The sequence below is a fragment of the Nonlabens sp. genome, from assembly GCF_047636915.1.
Classification (GTDB): domain Bacteria; phylum Bacteroidota; class Bacteroidia; order Flavobacteriales; family Flavobacteriaceae; genus Nonlabens.
The window spans coordinates 1-23,925 of record NZ_JBLIGN010000041.1 but is presented as its reverse complement, the minus strand read 5'-3'; the positions used below and the strand labels follow the sequence as shown (position 1 = coordinate 23,925).

Below are 23,925 nucleotides of genomic sequence, written 5' to 3'. Positions count from 1 at the left end.
TGAGCGGGCTGTTTTGTTGGAGCACTTTGATAATCTTTGGTGGAGAATACCGGGATCGAACCGGTTACCTCTACACTGCCAGCGTAGCGCTCTAGCCAAATGAGCTAATTCCCCAAAAATCAGATTCCAAAGATACATGTAATACCATTTACAATTTGAGTTTACTGAAATAAAACGATCCTTTTTTCCTTCTACTTTGATACTTCAATACTCAGCACAGGGAAACCCAGCGGGGAAAGCTCAGCTCAGCACAGGCGCCATCTTTTATGTTTCTTCTTTGTATTAAGAATAGAACACTTGTTTTCTTTTCCAATAAATTCAGACTGTATAGGGTATACGTTCTTATATTTTAGAGATTATCTTTGCGCGCTTTATGGCAGTTCAAATCAATACATCTCAAATCCTTAAACTCGCCATACCAGCCATAATAGCCGGTGTGGCAGAGCCTTTGATCAGCATAACAGATCTTGCTATTATTGGTAAAATGGAAGGAAGCACCACTAATGCACTTGCTGCGATAGGATTAGTAGGTACCTTTTTGAGTGCGATTATCTGGACAATGGCACAGACTAAAACCTCTATTTCTTCCATAGTTTCTAATACTTTAGGAGAAAATAAACTAGAAAGAATAAAGGAGTTGATTCCTCAAGTGGTGTGGTTAAACATTATTTTGGGAATTCTTATTTATCTCGTCACAGCACCTATGGCTACTTTTATATTTACAGCATATAAAGCGCAAGGAGAAGTGCTTTCCATCGCGTCCAATTATTATCAAGTTCGTGCTATAGGTTTCCCGATGACTTTATGTGCGTTTTCGATTTTCGGTATTTTTAGAGGTTTGCAAAATACTTCTTGGGCGATGATCGCGAGTCTTACGGGTGCGGTGGTTAACATCGTCCTAACGTTAACTCTGGTGTATGGGATAGATGGCGTGGTACCTGCTTACGGTATTATGGGTGCGGCTTATGGAAGTCTCGTCGCGCAGCTGGTCATGCTGTTGATTGCCGTCTATTTTTTATATATAAATACTATTTTTAGTATGAAGTTGACTTTATGGAAACCTCATGAAAAGCTAAAAAAGCACATTGGGTTAACAGCAAACTTCTTTTTACGAACGGTAGCTATCAATGTAGCGATCTATTTTTCGTATCGATTTGCAAATGATTACGGAGTGGCAGAAGCTGCTGCTCATGCAGTGCTTATGAATATCTGGTTGTTCTTTTCGTTTCTAGTAGATGGTTTTGCTAACGCAGGAAACGCTATAGGGGGCAAGTTATTGGGCTCAAAAGATACCGCTTCTCTTAGGTATCTAGCGCATAAAACTTCTCTTTATGGAGTCGTGATGGCGGTGGTGCTCGCTCTTATTTGCACGTTGCTGTACTCATTTTTAGGAAAAAGGTTTACCGACGATCCTGAGGTGCTAGAAATTATTGCAAATACGTTTTGGATAGTCCTGCTTATGCAACCCGTTAATGCCTTGGCTTTTGTTTATGACGGTATTTTTAAAGGTTGGGGAGAGGCTTCTTATTTACGCAATTTATTGTGGTTGCTTACGGCGTTGGTGTTTTTGCCTGTTTTGTTTTTGCTGGATTATTTTGATTGGAATCTTCGGGCAGTTTGGGGTGCCTTCTTTGCTTGGATGATAGGTCGAGCTGCTGCTTTGTTCCTTAAGTTTAAAAGCAAGCTTGTCGCAATGGAATCTTAAAATGTCTAGTTTTTTTAAAGATGATGTTAGGAATAATCACAAACCTCTTCTTAAATAGTATCTTTGTACCATAGAAAAGAAGCAGACGAAAGCAGTACTTAAATAAGACGGTGGGCACTTAAAAACAAGAGTGTTTCTAAGTGGTTAAGGACTCTTTTTAGTGTTGGGAATAACACTCATAATCGTAGTAGTTTACAATAAATACAAGCGCAAAGGATGAGCAAAATACGGATTACAAAAGAATTTACATTTGAAACAGGTCATGCACTTTACGGCTATGACGGTAAGTGCCGCAACGTGCACGGTCATAGTTATAAACTTGCGGTGACGGTTATAGGTTCCCCTATTGACGAGGTGGGACATGTGAAGCATGGAATGGTGATTGATTTTACCGATTTGAAGAAAATTATCAAAGAGGAAATAGTAGAGCCTTTTGATCACGCGACTGTCTTTAATAAAAATACTCCTCACGTAGAATTAGCTAAAGAACTTTCAGACCGCGGTCATGACGTAATTCTTGTTGATTACCAGCCTACCAGCGAGATGATGATTATCGATTTTGCCGATAAAATTCAGAAACGTTTGCCGGATAATATCTTATTACACTGTTTGCGATTGCGAGAAACAGAAACCAGTTATGCCGAATGGCATGCTGCAGATCAGTAGGGTTTGTTTAGGGCAAAAATGCTCTGTGAGTTCCTTACTTTATAAGTGCTTTATGTATGCCGGCTCCTGGTAACGAGCATGCAACTCATACACTATAAAGCAGCAGAATTAATTGTATTTTTTTCATCGCGCGCATCTTTTGAAACGTGTGTTGTAGCAGCGCATTTTTAAGGCGCATAATCAGAACATTTCTAAATAATAACAAGCTATTTGTCCGTCCTTAATACAAACCTTATCATAAGATAGGTATATTTTAATGAATGTTCACTGGAGGTGTTAGCATTGCAAATGCCTCATAAAATCTAACGCATAATAAATGCGTACGATAGCTAATAGAGTAGAGTATAAAAAAAGCTCCATAAATCTAGAAGATCAAGGAGCTTTTTATAGAATATGTGAGTAATTACTACTGTTTCATCTTAGGTAATTGCATTTCAATACCGTTATTCTCTCCTACTCTCACTTGGCTACTTCCTAGAATAGTAACTTCTCCTTTAGTAAAGTCACTTTCTTTGGCTTCAAAGATGTTATCCACATACTTCTGTGGATTGCGATCTATGTATGGAAACCAAGTGCTGTGAATCTGGATCATGATTCTATGTCCTTTTTTAAAGGTGTGCAATACATCTTGTAAAGGGAAATTTACTTGAGTCTTCTTGCCCTCTTTAAAAGGTTCTGGTTGAGAAAAGTCATTTCTAAACCTACCTCTAAAGGTTTCTGCTCTTACCAGTTGCTGGTAGCCAGCAAGTGTTATGTTTTTAGGGGTATGCTCGCCGTTTGGTTCGTCGTCCGGATACACGTCTATTATTTTTACAATAAAATCGGCATCTGTGATGTCTTTTAAGATCACTTCTAGGTTGGCTTGAATTTCTCCAGCAAGACGCATATCGTCATCGAGAATCTCGGTCTGAAAAGTCAGTACATCTGGTCTTCTAGAGGCGTGTCTTTGATCGTCTGTCATGTAAGCTCTAGGGGTAAAAGTTACCGGCGTTACTTCACTTCTAAAAGGGACGGGCTTCATGGGGTCGCTAATGTAGGAATGCTTCACATTCTCATCACCAACTTTATTGATCAACAACACACCATTTTTACCAAAGCCAAAAGTAATTTCTTCTTCTTTAGGTGGCCATTGTGTAAACTGGTTCCATTCTTTTATACCCGTATCAAACAGGTAAGCTTCTGGCAACTCCGGGTTCTTCTTTCCTTTTAAGTGGTGTTCAAAGAAAGGAGTCTCTATATTCTTCTGATAAAAAGTAGAAAGACTATCCCCGTAATGGATGTGATTTACCATTTGCTTACCGCTTTCTCTCGCCCAGTTTCCGTGACTCCAGGGACCCATAACTAAGGTGTTGTTTTTATTATTCGGATTGTTGCGCTCTACGCTTTTATAGATATGCAGAGGACCATACAAGTCCTCTGCATCAAACCAGCCACCTACGGTCATAACAGCATGATCTACATCAGTTAAATGATTGATAATGGCCCGTTTTTGCCAGAATTCATCATAGTTAGGGTGTGTTGCGACATCTTTCCAAAAGAAATTATCTGGATAGATACTGTCTGTTATATGTTTAAGAGATCCCATGTTCAAATAGAATTCATAGCTGTCCTTCATATTACCAGAGGCCCTCATTTTATTCCATTTATCATTGTACCAACTTTCGGTAGTAGGCTCTGTCTGGTGTCCAAAAACTGGATAGGCCATTAAATAACTCTGTAAAGTGGCTCCCATATGATGAAAATCGTCAAAGAAGAAATCTCCAATAGGTGCTTGTGGTGAAGAAGCTACTAATGACGGATGTGCTTCGGGAAGTGCTGCTGCGGTATAAAATCCAGGGTAAGAGATTCCCCACTGACCTACTTTTTTATTGTTGTTAGGGACATTTTTGGTAAGCCATTCTATGGTATCATACGTATCGCTGCTCTCGTCAATATCTTTTTTATTGTTCACATCATTACCTGCTATGTGTGGTCGCATGTTATCAAAATCGCCTTCACTCATCCACCTGCCACGCACATCTTGATATACAAAGATGTAGCGGTCTTCCATCATGAATTTATTAGGCCCCAGCGAGGTTTTATATTCGTTTTCTCCATAAGGTCGTACGCTATAACAAGTGCGTTGCAACATGATTGGGTATTCTTTTGATGTGTCTTTAGGAGCATAGATCACCGTGTATAATTTCACGCCGTCCCGCATGGAGATTTGTTCTACCGTCTTGGTATAATTTTCTATTACGTAGTTGGATGTGGATTGCGCTTTCGCGAAAGCGAAACTAAAAATAGCCATAAAAGCTAGAATGTAATTTTTCATAAGTCAGATTAAGAGTTGCTAAATATAGTTGTTAGATATAAAAAAGGCTTTCTGTTAAGAAAGCCTTAGTATAAACAAGGAAAAGTTCATAAGTAGTCGGTTATTTCACCATTAATTTTTTAGTCACTGATCCTGTTGCAGTGGAGATGTTTATAAAATACATTCCTTGAGAAACGCCTGATAAATCTACCACATGTAGGGAGCCTGTATTGTTTCTTCTTGCAGCAATTCTTTTACCACTCACATCGTATACATTATAATCAAATTTCTCTCTGGCATTACATGAAATATTGAAGATGCCTGTAGACGGATTCGGGTAGAGAGAGAATGAATCTTCTAAAGGTGCTGACAGAGTGCTTAAAGTTCCTGTAATCACAAAATTATCAATTACCGCTCCTTCATCAGTTATAGAACCGTCAGTTTTTAAAATATATCTAAAAATTACTTCAGAAGGATTGTTAAGTGAGTTTAAGGAAAGATTGTAATTTGTTAAAGTTGTTTCAGTACCCGTCCATTGGGCTCCGACACAATTAAAACAGCCTGAATTAGTAGGGAGTCTGTTAGAATTATACCAGTTTGCATCTGATGCCGTACCTAGAATAGTCCAGTTATTTCCTCCATCAGTTGAGTATTCCATATACAGCAAGTCCCAATTATTCTCTATATCAAATGCCATATCAAAGGACAATACTGGATTTATAGCTTGGGTTAAATCGTAGCATCCAGAATACAAATAACTTGTAGAATCGTTACCATACTCACCAGAAAGGTTGGTGGCATAAACATTTGTAGCACCAACAGTAGCACTTCCTAAAACACCACCATTTGCCGCACCTCGTTGCCATGCAGAGCTCACATCGCCTATATTAGAGGCAAGAAACGCTCTTGTTTCAAATTGATGTACATCATTTACTACTCCAGAGGAATTTGTTAAAACCTCTATGATACCTTGATTATTAGCGGCAAAATAATCATTTGCTGTGGTTATATTAACTCGGATCGTGTGGGCTCCTAGGCTTAAATTAAGTCCTGTGAGATCGATGCTAGTAGTGCTTTGTGGAGCTATGGAGACAGTGTTTTGCTGCAAAACACTTGTTCCTCCATCAATGCTGTAGTATAGATCAATAGTATTAATGGTTGTCATTCCAGCATTTTCTACAAGGATGCTGATGCTATTATTGCCACAAGTTATCTCACCACCATTAGTTTGAAGTTCAACTAAATTTAAATCAGTGCTAGGAGCAACGCGGTTAATGGCGGTTTGCCATATGCCTCTACCATAAGTTCCAGCAGTTAATGTGTTATCATTTGTGTTGATCTCTAAGTCTCTAATATTTACATTAGGTAAGTTGTTGCTAAATGTATTCCACAATCCAGAACTTTCATTATATCGGTATATTCCAACAGTAGTTCCTACAAATAAAGGCTCATCTACACTTAATCCTTGGTGCGCTAAGGTGTTTTTACCTAGACCAGGAAGATTACTTGTTATGTCCGTAAATGAAGCTCCTTGGTTCGTACTTTTATAGACCCGGCCATTTGAAAATCTTGTGGCGGCATATACTATAGAACTATCGTTTGAATTTATTTCTATGGCGGAGATATTTTCAGGAAAGTTAAAAACAGTCGCAAAGCTTACACCAGCGTCAAAACTTTTGTGCAAAGTTCCATTTACTGCCACATAAATTATAGCATCATTGTTAGGATCTATTTCTAGCACATCAATATTAGAAGTAAATGCTGGAGAGACACTATTAAAAGAGCTGCCTCCTACTTTATATAGGCGGCTATAACCCGCATAAATAACTCCTTGACTATCGGTTTTCATGGGAGTGATCCAATTTCCTTGTTCTGGACCATTTATGCTAGAAGAGCGACTATTCCCCCCATTTGTGGTAAAATAAAGACCACCACCACGTTGCGTGAAACCGTATCTAATGTCAGGGTTATTAGGATCTATTCCAGCTTCCATGCCATCAGCGCCATAATAATTTTTCCAAGAGCCTGCACTTCTTGAAAAACCGCCATTATCTTGCAATCCACCAGCAATGTTTGTACTAGACTGTGTTCCTACGGCTATTCTATAAAACTGTCCTATTTGAGCAGTTGAAGTTAAATCAGTAAAGCTTCCTGCGTTGTTAGTGCTTCTGTAAACCCCACCGTCAGAGAGTACAAATAGTTCATTTCCAAACTGTCTGATTTGATGAATATCTGCATGAGTATAAGAAGCTTGTGAGCTATTACTCCAGCTGTTTATTTTTGTAAATGAAGCACCACCAAAAGTAGACTTCCATACATTGAGACATCCTGTGTAGATGGTTTCTGCATTTGTGGGAGAAACTTCTAATGCAAGATCATACCAGCCTTGTGTGCTTTCTAAAATATCTGTCCCTGTATCTCTTTTTGTAAAAGAAGTTCCGCTGTTAGAGGATCGATAGATACCCACAAGATCGTTATTGCTGTCTATAATTAGGAGATACACATAATTTGGATTTGCAGGAGTAACTCCTATAACAGATCTACCTTGGTTGGCAGGTAGTCCAGAATCGATTGGAGTCCATGAAATACCTTTATTCGTGGACCGATAAAAGTTAGAGTTTGTAGACAGGTATATGGTATTAGGATCCCCAGGTTTAATTTTAATGTCTTTTACGTTGGCATTAAATGTTCTGGTCACACTGGCACCAGCGTTTGTAGAACGGTAAAACCCATTACTCGATGAAATAAATATATTGTTACTATTAGTTGGGTCTATATAGATTTCACTAATGTTTCCTCCACGAGTAAAAGATAGACCGGTAGAGTTGAAAGTTGCTCCGGCATCGGTTGACTTGAGCATCCCAATGCTATCGGTATCGCCTGCATCATCGTCACCAGTTCCTATATAAACAATATTAGAATTATTAGGATCTATCGCAATGGCACTAGTTCCTATTTGAGAGAGAAAGTCCGTTAATGGATTCCAAGTGGCACCTGCATCAGTAGACTTCCAGGCGCCACCGCTAGGAGTGCCCATATAATAGGTGTTTGAATTATTAGGGTCTACCACTAAAGTATTTACTCGACCTTGACCAGGAGACCAGGAGCCAGTTGGTCTGTAAGTGAACGGCCCTGCTGGAATCCAATTAGAGTTGTCTACGCCACTATTTTTTAATAGATTTTTGTCGAGTTCGTTTTGAACACCTAAAGCAGATTGCAAAGTACCGTCTGCCTTTACATAAGCTTCGGACCGGTCTACCCATCGCATAAAAGGTTTGTATCCACTACCTCTAGCATCTTTATCATGTACTTCCCAGTACTTATCTCCAGCAGCTTTGATTTCCTCGTAAGTCAGTGGAATACCATTTTTACGAAGCATTAATTCTTGCATCCATGGGGCATCTGTTCCAAACTGAGCCATTGACGTAGCGCCAGTAAGCAACAATAAAAAGGTTAAAAGCTTTTTCATAGTTATAAATATTAAAGAGAAGCAATATAACGACCGTTTATCACAAACTCATAACAGATCATCAAAAAAATAATTTGTGCGGCCTTAGATTCTTATAAAGGCAGTTACGTTCAACAAAACTTGTTTTTAATCGATGATAAATTTGAAATACGGGTGAAAAGTATACCTGTGAAATGAAATCTAGAAGCTTCTGTATGTGTAAATAAAAGGAATAGAGCCTTGAATTTGTGTTGAATTAAACAACAATAGCTTCTTTTTATTTCCCTGTCGAGACCTAAGAAAAGAGAACGCTTTATACCAGTAAATTCAAATTGTCAATCGCACAACTTACTTCTTTACGGTTTTCTCCCTCGAGAATTCATACCCGGTTTGTTTTCCTTTTTTGTCTCTTGATACACCTTCCGTCATCCATAATGGAGCTGGTTCATTCTTCAAATAATGATCAAAGAATTGCATCATTCGTACAGAAAGATCTCGCTTGTTTTTCATTTTCCTAAGGTTATGTGCTTCCTCATTATAAACCAATAGCCAGGACGGTTTGTTCCACCTGCGCATTCCCATAAACATTTCAATACCCTGATAATAAGGCACGGCCCCATCTTCATCATTATGCATCATTAATAAAGGGGTTTCTATTTTTGGAATATGAAATAGAGGAGAGTTTTCTATATATAAGTCCAGTCCATCCCAAAGATTTTTTCCTATTCTAGTTTGTGTTTTCTCATATTGAAAAGCCCTGCTCAAACCACTTCCCCAACGTATGCCTCCATAAGCACTCGTCATGTTAGAAACTGGCGCTCCAGCCATAGCAGCAGCATATTTATTAGTTACAGTAACTAGATAAGCCGTTTGGTACCCACCCCAACTTTGACCTTGTAAAGCCATCTTATTAGAATCTACATAACCCAATTTCTCTACTGCTTCTGTCCCTGAAACAATGCAGTTGTAAGCACTCTGTCCAGGATGGCCGTCTTTATAAACAATGTCTGGCACAAAAACCACATAATCATTACTCGTTAGATAAGTAAAGTTTACCGTACTTGCGCTAGGTAATGGCGCTCTGTAACTGTGTAATCTGTCAGCGTATTTTTCATAGAAATAAACAATCATGGGATATTTTTTCTGGGGATCAAAATCTTCTGGTTTGTAAATCAACCCTTCCAGTGGAACTCCATCATAGGCATTCCATTGAAACAACTCTACGGTTCCCCATTTAAAATCCTTCTCCTGCGGATTCATATCTGTCAGTGGCTTTTTAAACGTTGGGGTGAGGTATTCTACGTCTGGATAATCTTTAAAATTTTCAGAAATAATCAATAAAGCATCTGTTTTTTCTGCTTTTGCGAAAGCGGAAATATTGCGATCTGTCACCTCATATAAAGGTTCGATACCATTCGTGCCTAACATCATTAACGAGTTTGCTTTTGTGCCATGATCAAAGGCAGAAAGCAATAATTTACCATCAAAATATGTAACTAGATCACTGTTTTCTTTCTCTAAATTTTCTGTGCGATAAGTAATTTTATTTTGGCGACCTGTTTTTGTGATGTTTTTTGGTTCTAAAACACCAGTAACATCTAGTTTCCAAACATCGTACTTATCAAACACAAGTGCGAAGCCGTCTTTATCAAAACCTCCAAAACCGTGATCGTCTGCTAGCGCAGGATGATCATCATCTTCGTCTGCAAAACTCACCTGTAGAAACTTAGTCAGGTTTTTACCTATTTGGGTTTCTAGATTCATCATGTGCCAATCTTGGGTGTCATAATTGAAGTAGACAGCGTGTGTGTTTTTAGGGTTTCTGATAGGCGAACTTCCAGAGTTATTGATAATGAATTTCGTACTTCGTGTGGTAAGGTTCTCTACTAGATAATCAGCTCTCCACGGATATTCCCATGATCTAGAGATATCATATTTATCATTGTTGGTGTAAATAATATAATTTCCTTCACTATCATCATCCCATTCTGTGTCTTGCACATCATAATCGTTGAGAAACTTTGCTGTTCCTTTCTCTGTATCCCAAATGACAGTAGCTGACTGGCGCTCGAGACTTGACATACGCGTTTTTTGTTCTGGTTGTGTCATGCGGTCTTTGTAATTCCATACATCTACTTGAGCAATCTCATCTTCCATTAAAGTCGTGTCCATGGTGTATTCCATTTTAGGCTGTATGTAGAATAACAAGCGTTTTCCGTTTTCTGAAAAGGCAGCCTTTCTTTTTTCTGTTAATTTCCAGCCGTCTTTGATGTTGCTTTCTCCATAACCCAATTGTCTTGTGAAGGAATTCAGATCTTTTTGATAATACAATTCAAATTTGAGAGAATCTATTTGGGCACTGTCCATCGCTACTTTATAAGCCAGTTGCTTTCCATACTTATCTATAGAAAGATCTTTATAACGCCAGGCATTCTCTAATAAAGTTTTTGAAGTTCTTGTGCTAGAATCGTAGTAATAAACACCCTGATCTTTTTTCTTTTTTCCTTGCTTACGAGAATAGATAAAGCCAGTTCCTTCTCTAGGCATTTCGTAATCTTTAAAACTGTCAATGCGATCTCTTGTTCTAGAAACAGGTTGATATACGATTAAGTAATCTTCTTTGGTATAATCAATTTTATTTCTTTTATCTGCTGGTTCTTTGCTTTCTTTAGCTTTTTTTTCTCGCTCTTTGCTCTCCTTTTTTAAACGACGTTTCTTATCTTTTTTAATTTCTTTTAAAGAGGTCTCTTTTACCGTTGTGGAGTCGTTTTTATTTTCAGGCTTGAGGTCTTTGTATTTTTCTACAATTAAAAACTCATTGCGCTTATCGCTTGAGGTATATTTTTTTACTCTTTGAATAGAATCTATTATAGTTCCAGAGGCAACCTCATACACCATAAAAGTATCTTTGGATTGTTTTTCCTTAGCTACTTCATCCTTTTTTTCTTTTCTGAGCTTTTCATATGGAGGCTTTTGAAGAAAATAGATGTAGTCTTCATCGGCACTTATTTGCGGATTCACTCCATTGAAAAAAGTATGTTTGGTATCATTTGCTATGTTGTAAATTTCTAGATAACCGTCTCCAGCTTCGGTTGAAGTAACTACACTGACGGCAACGAGATGACCACTAGGGGAAATTTCAGGTTTGGTAGCGGTACGTTTCCATAAATCATAGTCGGCGTGAGTGAGGACTTTTTTCTGTGCGAAGCTCGAGACGCAAAAGGAAAAAATTAGTAAGGTGAGTAGGTTTTTCATAATAATAAAATAAGTGGTGGGGAGTAACGTTTTATTGAGCTCGTAATTCCTTCATGTAGTTTTGATCCCATTCTTTTTTCATTTGGGTAAGTGAGGTCACGTTATCATTAGGCACCGCTATAGAAAGTACATAATGTGCTATTTTCCACGTTCCATTTTGCATTTTCATAACGCCACTGCCGCGACATATTCCCATTTGAGTATCTAGTAATTCGTCAAAATAAACAATTTCATTCTGTGCATACACATGGCGTTCTAGCGAGGTAAAAGACCAAGCTTTACCGGTGTCAAAATAAGGTTTTGAAAAAGCTTTGAATTCAGCAAGCTTCCAGTTTTCGGTCGCATCGGTACCTATAAAAATACCCTCGTCTGTCATAAGATCAAAATAATTCTCAAAGTTGGCCTGCGCAGCTGCTAGATGCCAGGCATCAATAGATTGTTCTACATCTGGAATGTTAACTGTTTTTTTAGTGGCGCAACTGTAGAATACAACAACCAAAAGGATGAATAAGAAGTATTTCATAATGAATTTGTTTCAATTTTTTATGTTCCAGCTAAATTTAGAGCTTTTTAACTTAAACAAAGACCTTTTGAATTGCACAGGACTATTAAGGGGCGATTCAGAGCGGACATATAAATTTTAAAGAATGATTTGTAGCCAACAGAAAAAGTGGATGCTACATCACAGAATATAGATAAAGAGCAGTAATTTTAAGTCATGAAAATAAATAAATGTGGTTGGTGTCTGGGGGATGATCTTTATGAATCGTATCACGATCAAGAATGGGGGAAACCAGTTTATGATGATCAGACGCTATTTGAATTTTTGATTCTAGAAACCATGCAAGCAGGATTGAGCTGGATTACTATTCTGCGTAAGAGGCAAAATTATTTTGACGCGCTGGATCAATTTGACATCCATAAAATTGCTGGATATCATCCCGACAAACAAGAAGAATTACTACAGAATAAAGGAATTATACGCCATAAATTAAAAGTAAAATCCATCGTTACAAATGCACAGTTGTTTTTAGAAATCCAAAAAGAGCACGGTAGCTTTTCTGAGTTTATATGGGGTTATGTAGATGGAAAACCTATTAAAAACCGAGTTGTAAATTATAGAGAATCCCCTGTAAACACAGAATTATCAGAACAGATTTCTAAGGATCTTAAGAAACGAGGGTTTAAATTTGTAGGCCCAACGACGGTATATGCCTTTATGCAGGCAACCGGTATGATAAACGACCACGAAGTAAATTGTTTTAGATATGATGAAGTATAAATCAGTATAGATTTGTTGCGTTATCGCTTTCGCAAAAGCGGAATTTACAAAAGCACAGTCCGAGCAAAAATTAGAACAAGAAGAGAAAATAGCAGCAGCTCTTTTTCCGAAAAATGTAGCCGAAACAGTAAACGAAATTGGGTATGCTCGTAAAAAAGTAATTTATTATAGGGAAACGGATGGCGATAAAATAAGCTGCGAGGCAAAACGGAAGTACCAAGACCGCAAATACAGTATAGTATTTGATTTAAAGGGAGTCTTAGAAGATGTAGAAATAGATTCTCGTAAAATAAAAATATCTAAAAAAGCTCGGAGTAAAATAAATAAAACACTGGATACTGTGGTACGAAAGTACCGCATAGAGAAAGTGCAAGAACAGTACGTAGCTGGAGATCAAATTGCGACACAAATAAAAGAAAAAATAGCCCACAAAGACTTTGATAATTTTGAGGTAATCGTCGCTTTTAAAGACAAGTATAAAATTTACAGTAAAGAATATCTTTTTGATAAGAACGGATCATTTATAAGTCAACGCGACGTAAAAAGACTGGAATATGACTTCTTATTGTTCTAGAATTGTTTTGTTACTGCCGGTACCTGGTTTTGCATTTTCTCAAAATGTAGATGATGTGCTCGTGCAACCTGCCTTAAATGGTTCTTGGGACACTGGCAGCCGATGGACTTTTAACAGCGTTATAGAGCAGCGCAGCAACACGGAGATTCTTTTAAAGCATTGCATATTCAGGCAGCCCAATTTGCTAGTCATGAAATGGGGTTCTATTCTCAAATAGGAGTAGGAGTTATGTACAGAGAATTGTTTGATGATTCCAAACTTGAAGAAGTGCGGCTTGCAGAGCAATAGGTATACACTAGAAAATACAATGCTTTAAAAATTGCGCATCGCGTAAGACGGGACTAGCGATGTAGAGGTGAACGCACCACGCACAGATGGCGTTATCTATTCTCCAGTTCTCTGCCCTTAAACGGATTTGCAACAGATGCATCAGAATTTTACCTCATTGCCAGTCTAGAAACAATCTTCATTGCTGAGTCTGTTAGGAGTCCTGATTATGACCAATGACTCTCTTTAGAAATAAGAAGAAAGTTTCATAGCAAATTGCGATTACACTTGGTTATACAATACAGATTTGAGAATTTTATAGCTGGCACAGAGCGCTTGTTATTTTTGAATTTTGGAGTTTATTATTCTCTTTGATCTTTAAAGGAACTTACATACTCTTAAATGGCAGTAGCATTTATCATCTTCTTGGGTATTATCAACTCTCAATAGCTTGTTATAGAAGATTTTTTATAAGCCAATACGCAAATTATGTATCGTGGCACGTTTTGTTCATGTCAATAAAGCCTGATACTTATCTCTAATCTAAATAACTCAAAAATACTTTTCGTTCTATCTCCACGGCGCCTAACCTATCTAAATGATCATTATAAACTTGAGCGTCTATAAGTTGGTAATTGAGACCTTGTAGCTTTTCTGTCAGATACATAAAAGCGATTTTACTCGCATCTGTAGCCAGTGAGAACATACTTTCACCGCAAAAAACCCCTTTGTCTTTTAAATCTATACCGTATAAGCCACCTACAAGTTCATTGTCTTTAAAGACTTCAATACTTTTTGCATAACCAGATTCATGGAGTCGTGCATATGCCTCCAGCATTTCTTCATTGATCCAGGTGCCATCTTGATCATTGCGTTTTACTTTACCACAGTGCTGCATTACCTCCTTGAAACAAGTGTTTTCTCGTATTTCATAACCACGATTGCGTTTGCTTTGGCGCATGGATTTTGTAATACGCATGGGATTTGCAGCGGTAAGATCAAAAACCATTCGAGGATCTGGACTCCACCAGCAAATAGGTTCCCCATCATTGTACCAAGGGAAGAAGCCAGAATTATAAGCAAGAAGCAATCGTTCTAAGCTCAAATCACCGCCTATAGCAGCAAGGCCATGATTTGGAGCCGTACTCGGATCAGGAAAAATTAAAGATTTATCTAATAAATACAATAGAAAAAGTGAATTAAGTTAGGAAAAGCCCTCAAAATTAACAATATTTGAATGGTCTTCAGATTTAAATTTATTTTCATCATTGCTTTTTTTTTGAGTTTGTTTGAAGGTCAACCAATTAAAAATGAAAATCCTGATCTTGAGAAAGTCGGGATTTTTTATGTTTCTGATATTTTGAAACCTTATGTTTATTTCAAAACTCTATAAGAATCTACCAACGGATCCCTTATAAAGTAGGCCTCTACTTTATTTATATAGCAAAACATAGGAGAGTCAAGTTTTATGCGAAACAAAACAAATAGATACACAGCCTATTCATGGGCTGGTCCTGCTGGAAAACGGCAACGGGTACTTTAGATTGGAACCAAAACAGCTGTTGCAAGTTTGCAGAGCGTCCATTAGTAGTATCGGCATGTTTAGACATCTAGTCCATCTTGGATTCCAGACAAATTTAGAGGCATCTTTCTCTTCAATTTTTCTAGCCCTCTGTCACCAAATATTTTGTGATGACAATACTAATCAACTTAGCGTTTGAATACTTTTTGCTGCTGAAAAATGGGTTGCTAGAAAATTAGAATAAAAAGAGAACTGCTATTGTAGTTTATTCAGCAACTAATAAGCCTTTTCAGAATCCATTAATCTCAAGATCAAAACAAAAAAAAGCAGCAAGAAATTATTCTGCTGCTTGGTTAAAATATTTTGTCGCTCTGAGTTTATCCAGTATTGGATTTATTTCTCTAACTAAGTGTCAAGAGCTTTTACAGATCCATATTAGCCCTGCGCCATAAAGACTTTTAGACCATCGCTTTACAAAAGATTTTTTTTAAAAAGGGAGATCGTCGTGATCTTCGCTTTTTGTGTTGGATACAGGTTCATATTCGTCAAAGGGCGGCACTTCTGGAGTTCCAGCCGGTGCTGCTGCGCCTGCTTTTTCAATTCTCCATCCTGCGATAGAGTTGAAGTATTTTGTCTCTCCTTGTGGCGATTGCCATTCACGACCTCTAATATTGATTCCGATTTTTACAGGCTCGCCTACTGCAAATGCATCCAGTAAACCTGCTTTATCCTGCACAAATTCTATCATGATGTGTTGTGGATATTGCTCTTCGGTAGTAACTACCATTTCACGTTTCTGGAAACCATTTGCACCGAATGTTTTGGTTTCTCCTATTAGTTTGATTTTTCCTAGTATTTCCATAGCTTATAATAATAAATAGTTCCACGCCCTTAGGGTTTCCCCTTTTGCGATGAGCTCTTTGGCTCTGTTGTGTTTATCTGTTGTGGAGAGGTTGAATAGGTGTTCTGCTTTTGCAAAAGCTACCACTTCTTCCTGCTCCGGTACTCGTTCTACATTCCCTAGTTTACCAAGGTCATTTCCTGTCAGAATATCGCTATTTCTGGCATGTTCTGGAAGCGCATCCACGCCTACGCCCAGTTTTGATAAAGGTTTTGCCACCTCAAACATAGCATCTTTAGAACGGCAGTACCAGTCGCCGCCCATTCTGGCAACGGTATCGATCTTAAAAGGATCGATCTTATTGTGCTCGTCTAGCACATTGTCATTCACATGCACCATAACCACTTCACAAATGATGAGGTTACCAGCGCCACCTTCTTGACCCAGCTCTATGATTTCTTTTACGATACACTCAAACTGCACCGGACTTTCGGCGACACGAGGTGGCGCCACGATATCACTTTTCACCTCTGTAAGACCCGCTTTTTCAAATTCATTTACACCTTCAGCATATTCCGTGCTGGATAATGACATTTGTTGAACAATGTCATAATTTACAATGTTGATCACCACTTCTCCAGTAGCTTGTGCATTCAATAAGGTATGCTTTACCGTATTATTGCGGACACGGCGTGCAGGAGAAAATATCATCACTGGCGGATTTGCACTAAAGACATTAAAAAACGAGTAGGGTGATAGGTTTACCTTGCCATTTGCATCAATAGTGCTGGCAAAAGCGATAGGTCTAGGTTGCACAGCTCCTAGCATAATGCCATGAAGTTGAGCCGTTTCTATGTCTTTTGGATTGAATCTCAAGTTGTCTTTTTGATAAGCTTCAAAGGTAAGATTTTAATTGAGAATTTGAGAATGGAGCAGCGGGAAAATATTAGTTTCCGTTACCCCACTTAAACGAAACGGAAACAACCGCTAAGTCGATATTTTTAATTTAGTTTTTAGTGATTTCCCAAAAAAAAAACACGGCCTTAGATCTTGTCCAATAGACAATACATATTGTAAAGATCTGTTGGGAATTTAGGAAGGTATTTTAGAAATGACTAGTGTCAAAGAAATCGCTGACTCAAAGTTTAAAAATCCATTGGTTGCTGTTTTAGCTTAGTTAAGATGGTGTTTAAATTCTTTTCTACTTCAGTCAGCACGGCATCTTTAAAAAAACGGAAATGCTCTGGCTTTTTGAATAAATTCTATGCTATTCTAGAAGCTCCTTTCTTAAATGAACCATAGATTTGACTTATTAGATCCAACTTTGTATATATTTTATGATGTTGGAACATCGCTTAAAGTGGATCACTTTGCGATTCTTGAAGGTTCTATTTTGATTCGGTTGTTTATTGTCTAGTAAACCTACCGCCGAGTTTAATTTCAAATTCATTTTGTTTAACTTTCCATTCCCAAAAAAGCCACCATCATGAGGCCTAAATCTCACATCACATCTGCTGCATCATTTCTCGTCATTATTTTAATGATCTGGTATGCTTTTCACAGTCAGACCCCATCTTCTGATGTAAAAGAAAATTTAACAGCTACAGAATGGTCTACTGCTAGAGCATTACAACATGTCAAGGCGGTGTCGTTAAAACCTCATTATGTAGGCAGTAAAGCGCATAACGAAGTTAGAGGTTATATAAGTGAAGAGCTAAAAAAAATGGGGTTGAACGTTGCTGTTCAAAAAGGCTACGACATCAGCCGCAATGGAAATCTGTCTCAGCCAGAAAATATTCTTGCCCGTATAAAAGGGTCGCAGCCAGATAACAAGGCCTTGGTATTATTGAGTCATTATGATAGCGATCCACATTCTAGTAAAGGAGCTAGTGATGCAGCTAGTGGCGTGGCGACTATTCTGGAAGGAGTACGAGCATTTCTCGCCCAAAACGAACAGCCTAAAAATGATATTATTATTTGTATTACTGATGGTGAGGAATTAGGACTCAATGGAGCCCGTCTTTTTGTAAAAAATCATCCTTGGGCAAAGAATATAGGTTTTGTACTCAATTTTGAAGCTCGTGGTAGCGGTGGTCCTAGTTACGTGTTGGTAGAAACTAATGGCGGTAATCGCAAGATTATCCAAGAGTTTATGGCTGCGGGAACGGAATATCCTGTTGCAAACTCTCTGGCTTATAGCATTTATCAAATGATTCCTAATACTACAGATCTTACTGTTTTTAAAGAAGACGGGAATATCAACGGACTTAATTTTGCTTTTATAGGAGATCATTTTGATTACCATACAGAGATGGATACGTATGAACGGTTGGATCGCAATACGCTAGCGCATCAAGGCTCTTATTTGATGCCCTTGTTATCTCATTTTAGCGATTTAGACATGACAGATCGCGTGATGGTAGATCCAGGAGATGACCTCGTATATTTTCCGATGCCTTTGGTGAAAATGCTTAGTTTTCCATTCAGCTGGTTAGCGGCTATTATTATTATAAGTGGTTTATTACTCTTATTTATCGTCATGTATGGGATCCATAAAAGACGCATTATTTTAAAACATATGTTAGGCGGTTTTGTGCCGTTTTTAGGAAGTTTAGCAATCGGTTATTTGTTGAGTAAATACGGTTGGGACGCTATAAAATCCAATGAATTTTATCTGGATATAAATCCTGTATTTCCATATAATGGGTATTGGTTGATTGCCGCTTCGGCATTTGCTGCTGTAACTATTTGCTTTTTCTTGTATCATAAATTTTATCACAAAGACCGCATTGCTAGTTGGAGTGTGGCGCCTTTATTTTTATTGTGGATTATTTCTTTAGCGATTGCTTTTCCAGTAGGGACAGGAGGTTTGATCCCAGATATTTACCTAGGCGGCGCAGGGTTCTTTGTGGTACCAGTATTAGCTGGTTTGATCATGTTATGGCTCAATGTGTATCAAAAACGACCTAGTTATATTCCATTATTACTACTCGCTGTTCCTGCTATATTTATTTTTGCTCCTTTTATAAAAGCATTTCCAGTAGCATTAGGGATGAGTATCTTATTTGTAGCAGCAGTATTGAGCACACTTTTATTTGGTTTGCTGATTCCTATTTTGGGACATTATCGCAAGAAAGGAGTGCTGGCATATGGCTCGTTGATGGTTACTGTTATTTGTTTGTGTTTCGCTTTCGCGAAAGCGGAATTCTCACCCAACCAACCCAAACCTACCAGCTTGATTTATGTGCAAAATCAAGATACAAAAACAGCACAATGGGCAACTTATGACAAAGCATTATCGGACTGGACCAAGGACAAATTGGGCGATGAGCCAGAACAGGCAAACAAATTAAACGAAAACTCGATCGATTCTAAATACGGTACAGGATTCTCCTATGCGACAAAAACTGACTATAAAGAATTGGCTGAAATTAAAGTTGAGGTCTTAACCGACACCGCTACAAATGAGTTGCGGACAGTTAGATTTAGAGTAACTAGTGAAAGTGTGGTGCACCGGTATGAAGTCTTTGCAAATTCAAAATACATATTTGAAAAAGCCGAGGTAAACGCCCTTGAAATAGAGGCTACAGGTACGACTAAAAAACCATTCGGCAGGAGATGGGGAAATCGCATGTTTAGTTATTATGTGAGTGATAACCAAGCTTTGGAAATGGAAATGACTTTTGACGCTGGTGTAGAACCAGAACTGATTATTTATGCGGCATCTTTTGATTTATTAGATCAAAAAGAAATGCAGGTCAGCAAGCGACCGCTGGATCAAATGTCCATGCCGTTTGTATTAAATGATGCGGTACTTAGAAAAAGAACGGTGGTACTATCAAAAAGGTTACTTATTGAAAGAAAAGAAACAGGAGTGGAGTCCTTACCTGATACTAGTTATGAATAAACATATAGGAATCTTAGGATGCGGCTGGTTGGGATATGATCTTGCTTTAAAATTAAAAAAACAAGGTGGTGAAGTAAGAGGAACTTCCAGGAATGCTGAAAAGTTACTTCAACTATCAGCAAATGGAATTCAAGGCTTTGAAATAGATCTTCAAGAAGATAAAATCTATGGAGATGTTCAAGGCTTTCTGGAAGGATTAGACGTTTTAGTTATTGACATACCGCCAGGATTACGCAAAAATCCAAAAAGTGACTTTGCCTCTAGGATCCAACTTTTTATGAGATTTGTTCAAGCTTATCAAGTGAATAAAGTGCTGTTTATTTCTTCTACTTCTGTTTTTGAAGATCTAGAAGATATTCCTTCGTATGACGAGAATTCTATTCCAAATGCGACAAGTGACAACGGCAAGAAAATCATCGCTGCAGAGCTAGTCATTCAAGAGATGTCAAGTCAATCCAACATCATCAGGCCCTGCGGCTTAATAGGTGGTGATCGCCATCCTATAAAAATGCTCGCCAGTAGAAGTGGTGTTAAAAATCCAGAAGCTCCAGTAAATTTGGTAACACGAGATCATGTGAATTCCTTGATTTTAAAACTGATCGCAGGCAAACTTGATGTACCAGTAGTTCATGCGGTAAGTGAACCTCATAAAAGTCGTCAGGACTATTATCAAAAAGCGGCGATAGAGTTTGGATTAGAAAGTCCAGTTTTTGAGGAGAATGAGAAGAATTTAGGAAAGAGGATCATCTCAAGTGTTTTGTAGCTTTCCCTAAAGAGAAATGTCCGACTTGCGCTGAGGATTCGAAGTAAGGACAATGGGTGTTTGCGTCTGATGGTTGGCGGGGTATACCGCTATTTTCGATGGTCATTTGGAGAATAGTATTTGATCGTATCGACAGCAACAAAATAGGCCAAGACAAATAATGGGCATGTAGGTTTCTAAGAGCAGTTGAAAAACTTAATTCGCAAGCAAATTTAATAGGAGGATTCTCGGTACAGGCAAATAATCGATATCCTAATTCTCTGGCTAACTATCATAGAGCGCATAATTAATTACGACTCATATGATAAAATATCCATCGATTTTCACGTTCTTTAAACACTAAGAATTGTCAAAATTAGATTGAAAAAAAACCTCTACAAACACAAAATAAAACTCAGCATACTGACGGTATTGCTCGTTTGGTATGTGCTGTGTTTACCAGATGTTTTATTTGAAGTTCCTTATTCTACGGTTATAGAAAGTAAGGACGGCAGGTTGCTCGACGCCCATATTGCCAAAGATGGGCAATGGCGATTTCCTGCTGTGGATAGCGTGCCTTACCGCTACAAACAATGTGTGTTGCAATATGAAGATGCTTATTTTTATAACCACCCAGGATTCAATCCAGTGGCTATAGGAAAGGCATTGGCTGATAATATTTCGGCAGGGAAAGTAGTACGTGGAGGAAGTACGATCACTCAGCAAGTCATTAGGATGTCCCGTAAAAAAGACCGTAAATATTACGAGAAATTTATCGAGTTGATTTGGGCCACAAGACTAGAGTTTCGCCTTTCTAAAGAAGAGATTCTTGAATTGTATGTTTCTCATGCACCTTATGGTGGTAATGTGGTCGGTCTGGATATGGCAGCTTGGCGTTATTATGGAAGAAAACCCATCGAACTCAGCTGGGCCGAAAGTGCTACACTGGCTGTGTTACCTAATGCTCCAGGACTGGTTTATCCGGGAAAAAGGGAAAGCCTGCTCCAAGAAAAACGAGATCAAGTGTTGCTCAAGCTGAAAGAAGGAAACATCATTACAGCGATGGATTATGAACTCGCTATTTTAGAAAATGTGCCGACTCAAGATTTTAGAGTACCACAACTGGCACCGCATTTATTACAAAGAGCCCATAAAGAATACGGTACTCAAAAACTACGTACCAGTATTGATTATGAGATGCAGGAAACGGTGAGCCGCATTGTAAAAAATCATCATCATATTTTAAAACAAAATGGCGTGAATAACCTTGCCATGCTAGTTCTAGATGTAGAAACCCAATCTGTTGCTGCTTATGTAGGTAATGCGCCTACCACTAAAGAGCACAGTAAAGACGTAGATATTATCCTGGCTCCACGGTCTACTGGTAGTGTCTTAAAACCTTTCTTATATGCAGCAATGCTAGATGATGGAGAGTTGCTGCCCCACAGTCTTGTAAAGGATACGCCTACTGTAATAGACGGTTTTTCTACAGAGAATTACGATAAAAGGTATGCCGGCGCTATTCCTGCTTCCCAGGCTTTATCGCGATCGCTCAATGTGCCTGCTGTGCGCATGTTGCGCGAGCATACCGTTCCTAGATTTTACAGCAAGTTGCAGGATTTAAAACTCACTCATATCAATCGTGGTGCGGCTACTTACGGGCTTAGTCTAATCATAGGTGGTGGAGAAAGCAGCCTTTGGGACATGAGTCGTGCCTATCTAGGAATGGCCAAAACACTGGAGCTTTATACAGAAAATAGCAGTCAGTACGATCCGGAGGTGATGAATCATTTGAGTTATCTCGATAGTAGTTGGAGCAATGAGAATTATCAAGTTTCCGCTTTCGCGAAAGCGGAACAAAAATCAAGCAATAGAGAAATAAATTGGTCTCTGGAACCATCCATTTATGGAGCAGGAAGCATTTACCACACTTTTGAAGCCATGAAAAAAGTCAACCGACCAGAAGGAGAAGAGATCTGGCACTTTTTTAACCCGGACCGAGAGATCGCCTGGAAAACGGGAACAAGTTTTGGAAACCGTGATGCATGGGCGATAGGTGTGACGTCTAAATACATCATAGGCGTCTGGACAGGAAATGCCGACGGTGAAGGACGTGCCGATATGACAGGAATAGACAGCGCCGCACCCGTACTTTTTGATCTGTTCAATCGATTACCTACATACAACTGGTTTGCGCCGCCTTATGATGACCTCATTCAGGTACAAACCTGTACACAATCAGGCTATCTCGCTACGCCATTGTGTACGTCTATAAGCCAGTACATTCCAACAGTAGGAGAGAAGTTTGCTTCATGTCCTTTCCATAAGTCCATTCACTTAGACCCTACAAAAACCTACCAGGTAAATGCCGACTGTGAGCCGGCATCACAAATAGTGACTCAATCTTGGTTCACGCTGCCGCCAGTGATGTCTTATTACTATACAAGATCAAATCCTGCTTATAAAGCCTTGCCAGAATACCGAGAAGACTGCTCTCCATCCACAGAAGATCTGATGCGATTTATACAACCAAAACACAACACCACGATCACGCTGACTAAAAATGTAGAAGGGGTGCAAAATACTGCCATTTTTGAGATTGCTCATAAGAAAAGTGACGCTCAGGTATTTTGGTATATGGACGATGCGTTTATAGGCGCAACAAAGAATTTTCATGAGCTCGCTATAGAAGGGAAAAAAGGAAAACACCTTATTACCGCAGTAGATGAAGAAGGTAATGATGTTAGGATTTATGTGGTTTTTGAATGATGGTATTTTAAAAAAAAAGCAGAGGGAACAGTACTCCAACTAATTGCGTTAACACTTAGTTATCAACTATTAAACACTGTTGATGTTCGCTTCTAAATTATTATTTGTGTAGTTCCATGAATTATGTTTGACTTGCTACATAACTTATTGTCAAATGAAAAAGAACTATTCACTACTCATCACTGCCTTATTTATTATTATTTTCAATATGTTTTTCACAAGAGGAAAAACACTTAAACATCAAAATGGCGGATTAAATTCGTTTCTATTTCCTTTATACTTCCCTATAAAATAGAACCATAATTCAGGCTATATCTCTATTTTCTATAGCATCTAAAGAAGATGTATTTCAAATTTATAATCAATCATTTGGAAATCCATTTGGTACAATACGAAGAGCTTGGAACAAATTAAAGGGCTGTTACCAACTACAAAAAGGATTTTCACTAATATAAGAATTGTAATACCTTACGTCGCCAGTCACTTCTTTGTCCAGCCATTCTGGTTTTGAGAATTGTTCTGTTTCCGATTGCAGTTCAATTTCAGCAAGGAGGAGTCCGTTGTTTTCTCCGTGGAAAATGTCTATTTCCCAAATGTGGTTTTCTATGATGATTTCGTATCTGGTTTTATCAATAACGCCAGGCAAACATAGTT

15 protein-coding genes, 1 tRNA gene and 1 pseudogene are annotated in these 23,925 nt (G+C 38.4%); 8 read left to right on the top strand and 9 right to left on the bottom strand.

The annotated features are described in order from the left end of the window. Nucleotides 1–37: 37 nt before the first annotated feature. Nucleotides 38–114 (bottom strand) — tRNA-Ala (locus ACJAT0_RS07860). A gap of 259 nt (nucleotides 115–373) precedes the next feature. On the opposite strand from ACJAT0_RS07860, the gene ACJAT0_RS07855 reads away from it, so the two are divergent. Beyond that, the gene (locus ACJAT0_RS07855) at nucleotides 374–1,705 is read left to right on the top strand and encodes an MATE family efflux transporter (protein WP_415181221.1); all 1,332 of its coding nucleotides are present in this window, start codon (nucleotides 374–376) and stop codon (nucleotides 1,703–1,705) included. A gap of 216 nt (nucleotides 1,706–1,921) precedes the next feature. Continuing rightward, a complete protein-coding gene (locus ACJAT0_RS07850; RefSeq protein ID WP_374002189.1) occupies nucleotides 1,922–2,371 on the top strand; it encodes a 6-pyruvoyl trahydropterin synthase family protein in 450 nt (149 codons plus the stop codon). A 406-nt stretch (nucleotides 2,372–2,777) separates the two neighbouring features. On the opposite strand, the gene ACJAT0_RS07845 is transcribed toward ACJAT0_RS07850, so the two are convergent. From ACJAT0_RS07845 to ACJAT0_RS07830, 4 genes are all read right to left on the bottom strand, one after another. Further along, on the bottom strand, nucleotides 2,778–4,685 hold the full coding sequence (locus tag ACJAT0_RS07845) for a CocE/NonD family hydrolase (RefSeq protein WP_374002188.1): 1,908 nt from the start codon (nucleotides 4,683–4,685) through the stop codon (nucleotides 2,778–2,780). Nucleotides 4,686–4,785: 100 nt separating this feature from the next. Beyond that, entirely contained in the window at nucleotides 4,786–8,133 is a 3,348-nt protein-coding gene (locus tag ACJAT0_RS07840) for a T9SS type A sorting domain-containing protein (RefSeq protein ID WP_415181220.1), read from the bottom strand. 327 nt (nucleotides 8,134–8,460) lie between these two features. Beyond that, nucleotides 8,461–11,367, bottom strand: coding sequence for an alpha/beta hydrolase family protein (locus ACJAT0_RS07835; RefSeq protein ID WP_415181219.1), 2,907 nt, complete (start codon nucleotides 11,365–11,367; stop codon nucleotides 8,461–8,463). 31 nt (nucleotides 11,368–11,398) lie between these two features. After that, on the bottom strand, nucleotides 11,399–11,890 hold the full coding sequence (locus tag ACJAT0_RS07830) for a nuclear transport factor 2 family protein (RefSeq protein WP_415181218.1): 492 nt from the start codon (nucleotides 11,888–11,890) through the stop codon (nucleotides 11,399–11,401). A gap of 195 nt (nucleotides 11,891–12,085) precedes the next feature. Between ACJAT0_RS07830 and ACJAT0_RS07825 the strand changes: the two genes are divergently transcribed. The 3 genes from ACJAT0_RS07825 to ACJAT0_RS07815 all read left to right on the top strand — a co-directional run bounded on the left by ACJAT0_RS07825 (nucleotide 12,086) and on the right by ACJAT0_RS07815 (nucleotide 13,440). Further along, nucleotides 12,086–12,649 (top strand): DNA-3-methyladenine glycosylase I, encoded by a 564-nt coding sequence (locus ACJAT0_RS07825; protein ID WP_415181217.1) that lies wholly within the window; start codon nucleotides 12,086–12,088, stop codon nucleotides 12,647–12,649. A gap of 340 nt (nucleotides 12,650–12,989) precedes the next feature. Beyond that, nucleotides 12,990–13,223 carry a hypothetical protein gene (locus ACJAT0_RS07820; RefSeq protein ID WP_415181216.1) on the top strand — a complete coding sequence of 78 codons (234 nt, stop codon included), beginning with the start codon at nucleotides 12,990–12,992 and terminating at the stop codon, nucleotides 13,221–13,223. Beyond that, nucleotides 13,204–13,440 carry a hypothetical protein gene (locus ACJAT0_RS07815; RefSeq protein ID WP_415181215.1) on the top strand — a complete coding sequence of 79 codons (237 nt, stop codon included), beginning with the start codon at nucleotides 13,204–13,206 and terminating at the stop codon, nucleotides 13,438–13,440. Before ACJAT0_RS07820 ends, ACJAT0_RS07815 begins: the two co-directional genes overlap by 20 nt. Before the next feature lie 588 nt (nucleotides 13,441–14,028). Here ACJAT0_RS07815 and aat read toward each other — a convergent pair. From aat to ACJAT0_RS07800, 3 genes are all read right to left on the bottom strand, one after another. After that, entirely contained in the window at nucleotides 14,029–14,676 is a 648-nt protein-coding gene (gene aat, locus ACJAT0_RS07810; RefSeq protein ID WP_374002182.1) for a leucyl/phenylalanyl-tRNA--protein transferase, read from the bottom strand. Between the two features lie 823 nt (nucleotides 14,677–15,499). Further along, complete coding sequence (locus tag ACJAT0_RS07805) at nucleotides 15,500–15,874, bottom strand: DUF3127 domain-containing protein (protein WP_374002181.1); 375 nt, start codon at nucleotides 15,872–15,874, stop codon at nucleotides 15,500–15,502. 3 nt (nucleotides 15,875–15,877) lie between these two features. After that, a complete protein-coding gene (locus ACJAT0_RS07800; protein ID WP_374002192.1) occupies nucleotides 15,878–16,681 on the bottom strand; it encodes a flavin reductase family protein in 804 nt (267 codons plus the stop codon). Nucleotides 16,682–17,339: 658 nt separating this feature from the next. Here ACJAT0_RS07800 and ACJAT0_RS07795 point away from each other — a divergent pair. From ACJAT0_RS07795 to pbpC, 3 genes are all read left to right on the top strand, one after another. Continuing rightward, nucleotides 17,340–19,760: a M28 family peptidase gene (locus tag ACJAT0_RS07795; RefSeq protein ID WP_415181214.1), complete on the top strand. Its 2,421-nt coding sequence runs from the start codon at nucleotides 17,340–17,342 to the stop codon at nucleotides 19,758–19,760. After that, nucleotides 19,753–20,523: an NAD(P)H-binding protein gene (locus tag ACJAT0_RS07790; RefSeq protein ID WP_415181213.1), complete on the top strand. Its 771-nt coding sequence runs from the start codon at nucleotides 19,753–19,755 to the stop codon at nucleotides 20,521–20,523. Before ACJAT0_RS07795 ends, ACJAT0_RS07790 begins: the two co-directional genes overlap by 8 nt. A gap of 360 nt (nucleotides 20,524–20,883) precedes the next feature. After that, on the top strand, nucleotides 20,884–23,271 hold the full coding sequence (gene pbpC / locus ACJAT0_RS07785; RefSeq protein ID WP_415181212.1) for a penicillin-binding protein 1C: 2,388 nt from the start codon (nucleotides 20,884–20,886) through the stop codon (nucleotides 23,269–23,271). A 421-nt stretch (nucleotides 23,272–23,692) separates the two neighbouring features. Here pbpC and ACJAT0_RS07780 read toward each other — a convergent pair. Next, nucleotides 23,693–23,925 (bottom strand): annotated as a pseudogene (locus ACJAT0_RS07780) (adenylate cyclase); the annotation flags it as partial.